Source organism: Paenisporosarcina sp. HGH0030 (assembly GCF_000411295.1).
Taxonomy (GTDB): Bacteria; Bacillota; Bacilli; order Bacillales_A; family Planococcaceae; genus Paenisporosarcina.
Genome location: NZ_KE150422.1, coordinates 434617 through 447243, shown reverse-complemented (window position 1 = coordinate 447243; position 12627 = coordinate 434617). Strand labels below are relative to the sequence as shown.

Annotated in this window: 10 protein-coding genes; 9 read left to right on the top strand and 1 reads right to left on the bottom strand. The window is 42.5% G+C overall.

The genetic code is table 11. The features are described from left to right. The 9 genes from HMPREF1210_RS14315 to gatB all read left to right on the top strand — a co-directional run bounded on the left by HMPREF1210_RS14315 (position 1) and on the right by gatB (position 11916). A complete protein-coding gene (locus HMPREF1210_RS14315; protein ID WP_016429417.1) occupies positions 1–1047 on the top strand; it encodes a DUF3048 domain-containing protein in 1047 nt (348 codons plus the stop codon). Between the two features lie 27 nt (positions 1048–1074). Beyond that, complete coding sequence (locus tag HMPREF1210_RS14310) at positions 1075–1410, top strand: YerC/YecD family TrpR-related protein (RefSeq protein ID WP_016429416.1); 336 nt, start codon at positions 1075–1077, stop codon at positions 1408–1410. A 231-nt stretch (positions 1411–1641) separates the two neighbouring features. Continuing rightward, positions 1642–2334 carry a heptaprenylglyceryl phosphate synthase gene (locus HMPREF1210_RS14305; protein ID WP_016429415.1) on the top strand — a complete coding sequence of 231 codons (693 nt, stop codon included), beginning with the start codon at positions 1642–1644 and terminating at the stop codon, positions 2332–2334. A 57-nt stretch (positions 2335–2391) separates the two neighbouring features. Continuing rightward, a complete protein-coding gene (gene pcrA / locus HMPREF1210_RS14300) occupies positions 2392–4623 on the top strand; it encodes a DNA helicase PcrA (protein ID WP_016429414.1) in 2232 nt (743 codons plus the stop codon). A 233-nt stretch (positions 4624–4856) separates the two neighbouring features. Beyond that, a complete protein-coding gene (gene ligA, locus HMPREF1210_RS14295; protein ID WP_016429413.1) occupies positions 4857–6863 on the top strand; it encodes an NAD-dependent DNA ligase LigA in 2007 nt (668 codons plus the stop codon). Between the two features lie 16 nt (positions 6864–6879). Then, complete coding sequence (locus tag HMPREF1210_RS14290) at positions 6880–8022, top strand: CamS family sex pheromone protein (RefSeq protein ID WP_016429412.1); 1143 nt, start codon at positions 6880–6882, stop codon at positions 8020–8022. A gap of 682 nt (positions 8023–8704) precedes the next feature. Next, positions 8705–8995: an Asp-tRNA(Asn)/Glu-tRNA(Gln) amidotransferase subunit GatC gene (gene gatC / locus HMPREF1210_RS14285; protein ID WP_016429411.1), complete on the top strand. Its 291-nt coding sequence runs from the start codon at positions 8705–8707 to the stop codon at positions 8993–8995. A 24-nt stretch (positions 8996–9019) separates the two neighbouring features. Next, positions 9020–10489, top strand: coding sequence for an Asp-tRNA(Asn)/Glu-tRNA(Gln) amidotransferase subunit GatA (gatA, locus tag HMPREF1210_RS14280; RefSeq protein WP_016429410.1), 1470 nt, complete (start codon positions 9020–9022; stop codon positions 10487–10489). Next, entirely contained in the window at positions 10486–11916 is a 1431-nt protein-coding gene (gene gatB, locus HMPREF1210_RS14275; RefSeq protein ID WP_016429409.1) for an Asp-tRNA(Asn)/Glu-tRNA(Gln) amidotransferase subunit GatB, read from the top strand. The genes gatA and gatB overlap by 4 nt, the downstream gene beginning before the upstream one ends. 263 nt (positions 11917–12179) lie before the next feature. Here the strand turns inward: gatB and HMPREF1210_RS14270 are convergent, their stop codons facing one another. Further along, on the bottom strand, positions 12180–12590 hold the full coding sequence (locus HMPREF1210_RS14270) for a hypothetical protein (RefSeq protein WP_147640358.1): 411 nt from the start codon (positions 12588–12590) through the stop codon (positions 12180–12182). Between the last annotated feature and the right edge of the window lie 37 nt (positions 12591–12627).

The window sequence follows — 12627 nt, the reverse complement described above, 5'->3', positions numbered from 1 at the left end:
ATGAAGAAATGGCTGTTTATGATGGTTTTGTTGCTTATTATTGCGGGTTGTTCTAAAGATAAAGAAAATACAGTCGACGCAGAAAATCCAAACGAGGATGAAACGACAGATGAGAATGAAGACGAAGAAGTAGTAACCTTACCTTTTGCTGCACCTTTTTCGGGTGAACGTTCCGAAGAAGAATTCACGAAACGTCCTGTGCTGGTCACAATCAATAATCACCCGAAAGCAAGACCACAATCGGGACTTGCGAGTGCAGATATTGTTTATGAAATGGTGGCAGAAGGAAACGTGACACGTTTGCTTGCATTGTATCAAAGCGAATTGCCTAATGAAATTGGACCGGTCCGAAGTGCACGTGATTACTTTATTGAAATTGCATCCGGTCTCGATGCCTTTTACGTGGCACACGGCTATAGCCCGGAAGCGCGACTGATGTTAACTACAGGAGATGTGGACAACATCAATGGCATGCAATATGACGGTTCCCTATTTTTACGTTCCAAAGATCGTGTAGCACCTCACAATTCGTACATTACAGGTGAACATGTCATCGAAGGAATGGACAAAGTTGGTGCCCGACAAGAAATCGAAAAAATTCCGAACCTGGCATTCTATGATTCAGTCGAAGATGTTCCTTTGGGTACTCCTGCATCAATGATTGATGTCCGCTATGGCGGGAGTGAAGACTTCCACCATGTGTATTCATATGATACACTTACTCAACAATACTCTCGTTCTTCTGGAGGGATTGTCACGATAGATAGAGAGACTGACGAAGAGATCAGCTTAGCCAATGTAATGTTTTTTGAAGTGGACCATCAAACAATTGATGGCGCAGGAAGACAACAACTCGATTTAAAATCGGGTGGCAAAGGCTACTTATTCCAAGCAGGTATGATGAAAGAAATCGAATGGCAACAAATAGATGGTGTGCTAGTGCCAATGGAAAATGGTGAACCCGCTAAACTCGTTCCAGGAAAAAGCTGGATTCATTTAGTGAAAACAAACCCCGGTATTGACCAAATGGTTACATTTACGCCCTAAAAATGCTTCGAAAAGGAGGTAACAACCATGCAAGTAGATAAAATACGCGGTCATCAAACGGATCAGTTATTTAAAGCGGTCTTAGAATTAAAAGACATTGAAGAATGCTATCGATTTTTTGATGATTTATGCACTATAAGTGAAATTCAATCGTTATCTCAACGCTTTGAAGTGGCTCATTTATTACGACTGAAGAAAACATATGAAACGATTAAAAATGAGACTGGAGCCAGCACGGCTACCATTTCTCGCGTGCGTCGTTGTTTCGATTACGGGAACGATACATATGATGAAATGCTAGGCAGGCTATATCCTGACGAAAAACCTTTTCAATTTCCTAAGTACGGAAATTCAAACGAATAAACCATCACAGGGACCACTCACATCCGAGTGGTCCTTTATTATTGGGTAAAAATGGGTAAATCCGAATAATACGAGAACGATGCGGATTAATAAGAGTTTCATGCCGATTAAAAGCAAATTGATGTCGATTAAACGAATGATACCAAATATTTGCCCGCTCTCACTCTTCGGATAGGAGGGTTTTTTTGTTATACTAGATAGATGAATATGAACATAGATAGGTGGGAACCGATGATGTATCAGGAGTGGCGTCACGTTTTTAAATTAGATCCTGCGAAGGAAATATCCGAAGAAGCGCTAAAGCAGGTGTGTGAATCTGGAACGGACGCCATTCTAGTCGGTGGTACAGATGGAGTTACCCTTGATTTGGTTTTGGACTTACTAATTAGAGTTAGACAATATAATGTACCGGTTGCACTGGAGATTTCGACGATAGACTCCGTGACGCCAGGATTCGATTTCTATTTCATTCCTTCCGTGTTAAATAGTACAAATACCACGTGGGTGAAGGATTTGCATATCGAAGCCATCAAGGAATTCGGGGATTATATGGACTGGAATGAACTTGTTCCGGAAGGTTACTGTATTTTAAATTCAGATTGTAAGGCGGCACGCGCGACTGAAGCTCACACTTCTTTATCAAAGGAAGAAGTGATTGCCCACGCAAGGTTGGCTGAACACTTTTTCAAGTTTCCGATATTCTACTTAGAATATAGCGGTGTTTATGGAGACCCCAAGATGGTGAAAGCTGCAAAAAACGTTTTGAAAAACACGCGTCTCTTTTACGGCGGTGGTATTACATCGGCAAGACAAGCGACTGAAATGGCAATGATTGCGGACACAGTTGTAGTGGGCAATCATCTTTATGACAATTTGAACGAAGCGCTCGAAACAGTGAAAGCTGTTCATGCAGTGACACTTTGACAATTAACATAAGCAGTTTATAATTGAAGAACAAATGTTCGTGAAGGACGGTGCATAATGGAATTAATCGTAAAGAATTTATTAAACGGGATGAATCCCGAACAAGAAAAAGCAGTAAAAGCAACGGAAGGTCCCTTGCTGATTATGGCAGGAGCGGGCTCTGGGAAAACACGTGTGTTAACTCACAGAATTGCTTATTTAGTCGTGGAAAAAGAAGTCTACCCATCGAAAATTTTGGCGATTACATTTACGAATAAAGCAGCAAGAGAAATGCGTGAGCGTATCGATGGCCTACTTGGCAATGGAACAGGAGAGCGCATGTGGGTTTCTACATTCCACTCGATGTGTGTACGTATTTTACGTCGCGATATCGATCGAATCGGTTACTCGAAAAGCTTCTCCATTTTGGATACCACTGAACAATTGACAGTCATTAAACGTATTTTGAAAGACCAGAACATCGACCCTAAAAAATATGATCCCCGTTCCATGTTAAACGCTATCAGCTCAGCAAAAAACGAGTGCATTGATGCCGAAACATTTGCGAGCCAAATGAATCAGTTCAATCCGTTCGAGAAGACAGCGTCGGAAGTCTACACAGCGTATGACAAACGTCTTCGCAAAAATCAATCCCTCGATTTTGATGATCTGATTATGACAACGTTAACTCTGTTCAAACGTGTACCGGATGTATTGGAGTTTTATCAAAACAAATTTCATTATATTCATGTTGATGAATATCAAGATACAAACAAAGCCCAATACGAACTTGTACAAATGTTGGCAAAGAAATTCAATAACTTGTGCGTAGTAGGCGACTCGGATCAATCGATTTATCGCTGGCGTGGAGCAGATATTCAAAACATCATGTCTTTTGAAAAAGATTATCCAAATGCCCAGGCCATTATGCTGGAGCAAAATTATCGCTCGACTAAACGCATCCTGAAAGCCGCAAATGACGTCATACAAAACAATACAGGTCGCTATCCAAAAGAACTGCGTACGGACAACGGTTCAGGTGAAGCAATCAATGTTTACAAAGCTTATGACGAACAGCAGGAAGCACAGTTTGTCGTCAAAACAATTCAGGAATTGATGGAAAAGGGCAATCGTACCCTAGATGATTTCGCCATTCTGTATCGCACAAACGCCCAATCCCGTGTGATGGAGGAAGTTTTGGTCAAATCGAATATTACCTACACAATCGTTGGCGGCACGAAGTTCTATGATCGCAAAGAGATTAAAGACTTGCTGTCGTACTTACGTTTGATTGCCAACAACGAAGATGATTTGGCATTGGCGCGTATCATCAATGAACCAAAACGCAACATTGGTGCGACATCTTTCGAACGAATGGCAATGTATGCACTTGAACAGGACCGTTCCATTTTTGATGCACTTCGCGAAGTGGACTTTATGGGATTGCCAGCACGCGCAGCAAACGAAGCGGCTAAATTCCACCAGATGATGGATGGATTCACTCAAATGCAGGAATTCTTATCTGTCACTGAACTCGTGGAGCAAGTATTGGATAAAACCGGCTACCGTAATATGCTGCGAAATGAAAAGACGATCGAATCAGAAAGCCGTCTTGAGAATATTGAAGAGTTTTTATCCGTAACGAAAGCGTTTGAAGAACGCAGTGAAGATAAAACCCTTGTATCTTTTCTTACTGATTTGGCGCTGATTTCCGATTTGGATAAGTTGGATAACGATGAAGATGTATCTAAAGGAAAAGTCGTACTAATGACGATGCACGCAGCAAAAGGACTGGAGTTCCCGGTCGTATTCATCATTGGGATGGAAGAAAACGTCTTCCCTCATTCACGTTCGATCGGTGACAATGACGAAATGGAAGAAGAACGACGCTTAGCATACGTAGGGATTACACGTGCTGAAGAGCGTCTGTATTTAACTTGTGCACAATCGCGAACATTGTTCGGCCGAAGCGGATACAACAACCCTTCCCGATTCATTGCGGAGATCTCAGAAGATATTCTAGAGCATGTGACGTTGAAACAATCTGCAGGTACAGGTAGAAGTCAAACTACCCGTCGTTCGGTTGCGAACACTACGCGTCCAGCAGTTGAACGTCCTGCATATAAAGCTTCAGGCGGGGACAAGCTTGGATGGAATACGGGCGACAAAGCCGTTCATAAAAAATGGGGCGAAGGAACAGTTGTTAGTGTACGCGGTGAAGGCGAGAATACGGAAATCGATATCGCTTTCCCAAGCCCAACCGGCATCAAGCGATTACTTGCGAAGTTTGCACCAGTTGAAAAAGTATAAATTATAGGTAATTTAAAAAGTCCGCTCAAAATAGCACGTCGAGGCCTGCACGAAGCAGGTTATGCAGCCGTTGCCACAAAAGGAATTTTGCGACGAGTAATCGCAGGAGCAGGAATTTTGCGACGAGTAATCGCAGGAGCAGGATGTGGCGTTCTTAACCTGAGTTCCAAAAACTGGCTCTTTTGATGCTCCTTTTTAAATAGTTATAACAGATCGAGCGGAGGAACGACTCTATGGATAAAGTACAATTGGAAGAACGTGTGAAAGAACTCAATCAGCTTTTGCACGATACAGGCTATGCCTATTATGTGCTGGATCAGCCGGTCGTGCCTGATGCGGTTTATGACCAATATTTGCAGGAACTCATTGCCATTGAAAGTGAATTTCCTGACCTGATTTATCCGGATTCGCCAACTCAACGTGTTGGTGGAATGGTTCTTGAAGGATTCAAGAAAGTATCACACACATATCCGATGCTCAGTTTATCGAATGCTTTTGGACGGGAGGATTTGGACGATTTCGACCGACGCATCCGTGCAAGCATAGGGGACGAGTTTTCATATGTATGTGAATTGAAAATAGATGGCTTAGCCATTTCACTTAGCTATGAAAATGGCGTTTTTGTCCGCGGCGCAACACGTGGTGATGGTCGCATAGGGGAAGATATTACGGAGAATTTAAAAACCATCCGTTCCATTCCGTTACGCTTGAAAAAACCGCTCACTATCGAAGTTCGAGGCGAAGCCTACATGCCTAAAAGATCGTTTACCGCATTGAATGAAACACGTGTGGCAAATGAAGAAGAAAAGTTCGCAAACCCGAGAAATGCAGCAGCGGGCTCATTGCGTCAGCTTGATCCGAAAATCGCCGCAAGTCGTAACCTGGCCATTTTCGTTTATGGCATCGGTGGGGACGGGGAAGCATATCAGCTGGATAGCCATGCACAAGCGCTCGATTATTTGGACGAACTTGGTTTTCAAACAAATAGGGAACGACAAACCTGTCAGTCAATCGACGAAGTCGTATCGTATATTGAAAAGTGGACAGCAGAACGTCCAAATCTACCTTATGAAATTGACGGCATCGTCATAAAAGTGAATCGCTATGTTCACCAACAGGATTTAGGCTTCACGGCTAAGAGTCCACGTTGGGCGACAGCGTATAAGTTCCCGGCTGAAGAAGTTGTAACCACTCTGCTCGACATTGAATTGACCGTCGGACGTACAGGTGCCTTAACACCGACAGCAATACTTGAACCTGTACAAGTGGCAGGAACGACCGTCGGACGAGCGTCTTTACATAACGAAGATTTGATTCGTGAAAAAGACATTCGTATTGGGGATACCGTCATTATACGCAAAGCAGGCGACATCATTCCAGAAGTGGTGGCAGTGGTTCTTGAGGCTCGTAAAGAGGAGTTGCCGGCATTTAACATGCCTACACATTGTCCAGTTTGTGAGAGTGAACTCGTTCGTATTGAAGGTGAAGTGGCACTGCGTTGTGTCAATCCTCAATGCCCTGCTCAAATTACCGAAGGACTCATTCATTTTGTGTCGCGAAACGCAATGAATATTGATGGACTCGGTGAAAAAGTGGTGGAGCAATTGTTCCGTGAAGGACTCATCCACGATGTTTCGGACTTGTTTACGCTTACGAAAGATCAATTGATCCAGTTGGATCGAATGGGTGAGAAGTCGGCAACGAATCTGGTTACTGCCATTGAATCATCCAAGCAAAATTCAATGGAGCGCGTATTATTTGGATTAGGAATTCGACATGTTGGTGAGAAGGCCGCCAAAATTCTATCAGAAGAGTTCGGAGATATGAAGTCACTTGCGCAAGCAACTCCAGAACAACTAACGTCGGTTCATGAAATTGGCGATAAAATGGCGGGCTCCGTTGTAAGTTACTTTGACAACGAAGAAGTACAAGAATTAATCGCACGACTTGAAAAACTAGACGTGAATTTATCCTATACTGGTAAAAAAGTGGATCTTTCCAACTTGGATCACGTATTGACAGGTAAAACAGTTGTGTTAACTGGGAAATTGGAACAATTGACACGACAAGAAGCAAAAGAGAAAATAGAACAAGTAGGCGGTACCGTCTCTGGGAGTGTGAGTAAAAAAACAGACATCGTCATTGCAGGTGAAGATGCCGGTTCTAAGCTCGACAAAGCCCGTACGTTGGGCATTCCGGTATGGGATGAAAACCGTCTGATTGAAGAATTAAATGAGTGAAGGAGTCCTTCCTATAATGAAACGAATACGCTGGATTCCAGCTATAATATCTTTAACCTTACTTGCAGGGTGTATCCCGAGCCTTAGTAAAGATACAAAAGTCAACACTGAAACTGAAAAAAGTAAAGAAGAGGCAACGATCATTCCGAGCATGCAAATTTCGGACCAGTATTATCGTACCCTCTTGCCATATCAAGAAAGTATGAGTCGAGGATTAGTCGTCTCGAATATTTATTCCAAGTACGATGTGAAAGAAGTAGAAAGCGGGTTATTGCGTTTGTCGCAACGTACGTTTTCACCAGACGACTACTTTTTCCAAGAAGGTCAAATGCTTGATGCGGAAGTACTAAGTTCGTGGTTGGCCAGAAGTTCGCAAACGAAAGGCGGGTTAAATCCAAGTCGTCCTAAAGAAGGAAACATGACAGCTGAGTTAGCCAAAAAAGCACCTATATATTTAGCACATATAGTTGAGCAAAACTATTTAGTAAAATCAGATAAAAACGAAGTGAAACTTGGTGGTGTTTCCATTGGTCTTGCAATGAATTCTACCTATTACTACCAAAAGGAAGACTTTGGTGCGACGTATGAAGAACCAATTCCCCAAGCAGTGATTGTTGAACAAGGTAAAAAGATGGCCAATGAAATCGTTAAACGCATGCGTACAATGAAAGGCCTTGAGAAAGTGCCAATTACGGTTGGCTTGTTCCGACAAGAAAGCCGCAATTCCATAGTACCGGGTACATATTTTGCAAGCGGGCAAGTTGGTGAAGGAAAAGCATCAGTTTCTGATTGGACAGACATTAATGAAGAATTCGTTCTGTTCCCACAACCTGTTTCCGAAGAAAAGTACCGTGAAGTGGGACAATCGTTCAATAAATTCAAACAAGATGTGGAAGAGTATTTCTCGAATTTCACAAGTATCGTTGGTACTGGGTTCTACCAGGACGATCATATTAAGAAAATGACCATTGATATTCCGATACAGTTTTATGGTACGGCTGAAATCATTGGCTTTACGCAATACATGACGGGACTGGTGATGGAACATTTCCCAGCTTCCATGCATGTAGAAGTCAGCGTCACATCGATTAACGGACCAGAAGCACTGGTCATTAAAGAAGCAGACGAGAAAGAGCCTTACGTCCATATTTATGACTAGAAATGCGAAAAGCGCCGTTCTAGCTTGACGCTGACGGTGGAAAGACCAAATCGAAAACCCGTTTTCGAATGAGGGCTTGAAGCGGAAGTGCGAGCTGGCGCTTGTAGCTGGACATCAAGAAAAGCGAAAAGCGCCGTTCTAGCTTGACGCTGACGGTGGAAAGACCGAATCGAAAACCCGTTTTCGAATGAGGGCTTGAAGCGGAAGTGCGAGCTGGCGCTTGTAGCTGGACATCAAGAAAAGCGAAAAGCGCCGTTCTAGCTTGACGCTGACGGTGGAAAGACCGAATCGAAAACCCGTTTTCGAATGAGGGCTTGAAGCGGAAGTGCGAGCTGGCGCTTGTAGCTGGACATCAAGAAAAGCGAAAAGCGCCGTTCTAGCTTGACGCTGACGGTGGAAAGACCGAATCGAAAACCCGTTTTCGAATGAGGGCTTGAAGCGGAAGTGCGAGCTGGCGCTTGTAGCTGGACATCAAGAAAATCGAAAAGCGCCAATTTAGCTCGACTCTGAGGACATGAAACAGAAGTACGAGTTTGCTTGTCGCTGGAAATCATCAAATGGGAATAGATTCATTTTAGCAAAACCATTGTAATACCTAGGGACAGCTTGATGCTGTCTCTATTCTTTTAAAGTGAAAAATGATATGATACTCGGTATGATTGTGAATTCGGAGGTGTAAAAAATGGCGAATATATCAAAAGAAGAAGTAAAGCACGTAGCACATTTAGCACGTCTTGCCATTACAGATGAAGAAGCTGAAATGTTTGCAGGCCAACTTGCGGCAATTACCAATTTTGCTGAGCAGTTAAATGAACTGGATACAACAAATGTTGTACCAACTACACATGTCTTACCGTTAGTGAACGTATTGCGTGAAGACAAGGCAGTCCCTGGACTTGACCGTGAAAAAATGATGAAAAATGTTCGTGAGCAAGAAGCGGGCCAAGTAAAAGTACCATCAATTTTAGACTGATTTTGACGTAAGGAGGGACTATCCATGACATTATTCAACTACTCGGCAACCGACCTGCAAGAAATGATACATAACAAAGAACTATCAATTGCAGATTTGACAGCTGAAGCCTATACACGTATCGAAACTTTAGACGGTGACGTAAAAGCATTTTTAGCACTTAATAAAGAACAAGCAATGGCTCAAGCAAAAGAAATGGACGAAGTGCCTGCATCAAAACGCGGACCGTTATTCGGTATGCCGATTGGTGTAAAAGACAACATCGTAACAGAAGGCATCGAAACAACATGTTCTTCTAAAATCCTTCAAGGTTTCAACCCGATTTACGATGCGACAGTCGTTCGCAAACTGCGTGAAGCGGGCATGATCACTATCGGTAAACTGAACATGGACGAATTCGCAATGGGTTCTTCAACAGAAAACTCAGCGTACAAAATCACACGTAATCCTTGGGATCTTGACCGTGTTCCTGGAGGTTCTTCAGGTGGTTCTGCAGCATCAGTTGCAGCGGGTGAAGTACCATTTTCATTAGGATCAGATACAGGTGGTTCAATCCGTCAACCAGCATCATTCTGTGGTGTAGTTGGGATGAAACCAACATATGGCCGTGTATCTCGTTTTGGTTTGGTTGCTTTTGCATCTTCTTTAGACCAAATCGGACCGATTACACGCAATGTAAGAGACAATGCGTTATTGCTTGAAGCGATTTCAGGTGTGGACGAAAACGATACAACTTCTGCAAATGTTGATGTACCAAGCTTTGTTGAATCATTGACTGGCGACGTTAAAGGCCTTCGCATCGGTGTTCCTAAAGAGTATTTAGGAGACGGTGTTGGGGAAGCTGCCAAACAATCGGTACTTGATGCATTGAAAGTATTGGAATCACTTGGCGCAACTTGGGAAGAAGTATCTTTACCTCACTCAAAATACGGCTTAGCAACATACTATTTACTGGCTTCTTCTGAAGCATCTTCAAACTTAGCTCGTTTTGATGGGATCCGTTATGGTTTCCGTGCAGAAAACGTGGAATCATTAATGGACTTATACAAAGAAACACGTGCGCAAGGTTTCGGAGACGAAGTAAAACGCCGCATCATGTTAGGAACATTTGCATTAAGCGCAGGTTCTTACGATGCATACTACAAAAAAGCACAACAAGTGCGTACATTGATCAAACAAGATTTCGATCAAGTATTTGAAAAATACGACGTCATCATTGGACCAACGACGCCAACACCTGCATTTAAAGTTGGCGAGAAAAACGATGATCCATTGACGATGTATGCAAATGATATTTTAACCATCCCTGTAAACTTGGCTGGTGTTCCAGGAATCTCGGTACCATGTGGATACTCTGAAGGAATGCCACTGGGCTTGCAAATTATCGGGAAACACTTTGATGAAGCAACGATTTATCGTGTAGCTCATGCTTACGAGCAGGCGACAAGCTTCCATAAAGAAACTCCTCAACTTTGGGAGGGAGCAAAATCATGAACTTTGAAACAGTCATTGGTTTAGAAATTCACGTAGAGCTGAAAACAGATTCGAAAATGTTTTCACCTTCACCTGCCCACTTTGGCGCAGAACCGAATACAAATACACATGTAATCGACCTTGGATACCCAGGAGTTTTACCTGTTGTTAATAAACGCGCAATTGATTTCGGCATGAAAGCAGCGATGGCACTTAACTGTGAGATCTCAACACATACGAAATTCGATCGCAAGAACTACTTCTATCCGGATAATCCGAAAGCATACCAAATCTCTCAATTCGACCAACCAATCGGTGAACACGGCTGGGTTGAAATTGAAGTGGATGGCTACAAAAAACGCATCGGGATTACTCGCTTGCACTTAGAAGAAGATGCTGGGAAACTGTCACATACCGATAAAGGGTACTCATTGGTTGATTACAACCGTCAAGGTACACCATTAATTGAAATCGTTTCAGAGCCAGATATCCGCACACCTGCAGAAGCTTATGCGTACTTGGAAAAAGTGAAATCAATCATCCAGTACACAGGCGTATCGGATTGTAAGATGGAAGAAGGCTCACTACGTTGTGATGCCAACATTTCACTTCGTCCTTACGGTCAAGAGCAATTCGGTACAAAAGCTGAATTGAAAAACTTGAACTCATTCAACTATGTGCGTCGCGGCCTTGAGCATGAAGAAATTCGTCAGGCAGAAGTGTTGCTTTCAGGTGGAGAAATCCTGCAAGAAACTCGTCGTTTTGACGAATCGACAGGCAAAACATTGTTAATGCGTGTTAAAGAAGGAGCGGACGATTACCGTTACTTCCCGGAACCGGACTTAGTCGATTTAGTCATTGACCAAGAATGGATGGACCGTGTACGTGCGGATATTCCTGAACTTCCTGACGCTCGTAAACAACGTTATGTTGAAGAGTTGGGCTTGCCATCATACGATGCAATGGTCTTGACGTTAACGAAAGAAATGTCCGATTTCTTTGAAGCAACGATTGCTCTTGGTGCGGATACGAAGCTTGCATCTAACTGGATGATGGGTGAAGTATCAGCTTACTTGAACGTCGACCAAAAAGAATTGCATGATACAAAGCTAACGCCTGAAGGTTTGGCTGGCATGATCAAACTAATCAGCGATGGCACGATTTCTTCGAAAATCGCGAAAAAAGTATTCAAAGAACTTGCTGACAATGGCGGAACTGCTGAACAAGTCGTGAAAGAAAAAGGCTTAGTTCAAATTTCTGACGAAGGTGCGCTTCGTGACATCGTCACACAAACATTGGACGCGAATGCACAATCAATCGAAGACTTCAAAAACGGGAAAGACCGTGCGATTGGCTTCTTGGTTGGTCAAATTATGAAAGCAACAAAAGGACAAGCTAACCCACCGTTGGTTAATAAAATCCTTCAAGAAGAAATTTCAAAACGATAAATACAAAAGCGACTCCATCAACGTGGAGTCGCTTTTTTTATGGATTATGAATATGGCATCTCACCAAGTAAACTTGCTTTTGAAATCTGGTTGATTGATAAAGTGCTTCGTTTGATTGATAAATCCTTAGTTTGATTGACAATGTAGCCAGTTTGATTGATAAATCTCCAGTTTGATCGACAAATCCTTTTTCATCGTTCACCGCTGTCTCATCATTAAGTTAAGTTAAGTTAAGTTAGTTGAGATACACGAATAAAACCATCTCAATATAATTTCTTCTCAAGAACAGCAAGCTTCCTGAAATTCTTATCATAACTTTGACGTTCGAGGAGATTATTTAGCCAAAACTTCGCTCTCACGTCATCGCCATTTTTGATGAAAGCCTCAATGGCTTGTTTAAAGGGACTACGATATGAAAAAGGCTCGTCAATCATCAGCTCAAATCCTTTATGATAACAATCGGATGCTTTTCGGTAGTTCAACATTTTAGAATAGCGAATCCCTAAATAAATGTAGCCGCTTGATCTTTCTTCGATCGAAAATTGTGGGTGTATGGCTGCTTGTTCCATCGTTGCAATTGCTTTTTCTTTCTGGAATATATGAGAATAGGCATTGGCTTTATAGACATAGTCTTCATATGTTTTTAAAGGTTTTAGCAATGCAATTAAAAACAATAGATTCACCTCATCTTCAGCTTTTTGATTTAAGTTT

What these genes read in the sequence shown, in the direction of transcription:
- HMPREF1210_RS14315 (WP_016429417.1), top strand. Translation starts at nt 1, where the DNA reads ATGAAGAAATGGCTGTTTATGATGGTTTTGTTGCTTATTATTGCGGGT.
- HMPREF1210_RS14310 (WP_016429416.1), top strand. Translation starts at nt 1,075, where the DNA reads ATGCAAGTAGATAAAATACGCGGTCATCAAACGGATCAGTTATTTAAA.
- HMPREF1210_RS14305 (WP_016429415.1), top strand. Translation starts at nt 1,642, where the DNA reads ATGATGTATCAGGAGTGGCGTCACGTTTTTAAATTAGATCCTGCGAAG.
- pcrA (WP_016429414.1), top strand. Translation starts at nt 2,392, where the DNA reads ATGGAATTAATCGTAAAGAATTTATTAAACGGGATGAATCCCGAACAA.
- ligA (WP_016429413.1), top strand. Translation starts at nt 4,857, where the DNA reads ATGGATAAAGTACAATTGGAAGAACGTGTGAAAGAACTCAATCAGCTT.
- HMPREF1210_RS14290 (WP_016429412.1), top strand. Translation starts at nt 6,880, where the DNA reads ATGAAACGAATACGCTGGATTCCAGCTATAATATCTTTAACCTTACTT.
- gatC (WP_016429411.1), top strand. Translation starts at nt 8,705, where the DNA reads ATGGCGAATATATCAAAAGAAGAAGTAAAGCACGTAGCACATTTAGCA.
- gatA (WP_016429410.1), top strand. Translation starts at nt 9,020, where the DNA reads ATGACATTATTCAACTACTCGGCAACCGACCTGCAAGAAATGATACAT.
- gatB (WP_016429409.1), top strand. Translation starts at nt 10,486, where the DNA reads ATGAACTTTGAAACAGTCATTGGTTTAGAAATTCACGTAGAGCTGAAA.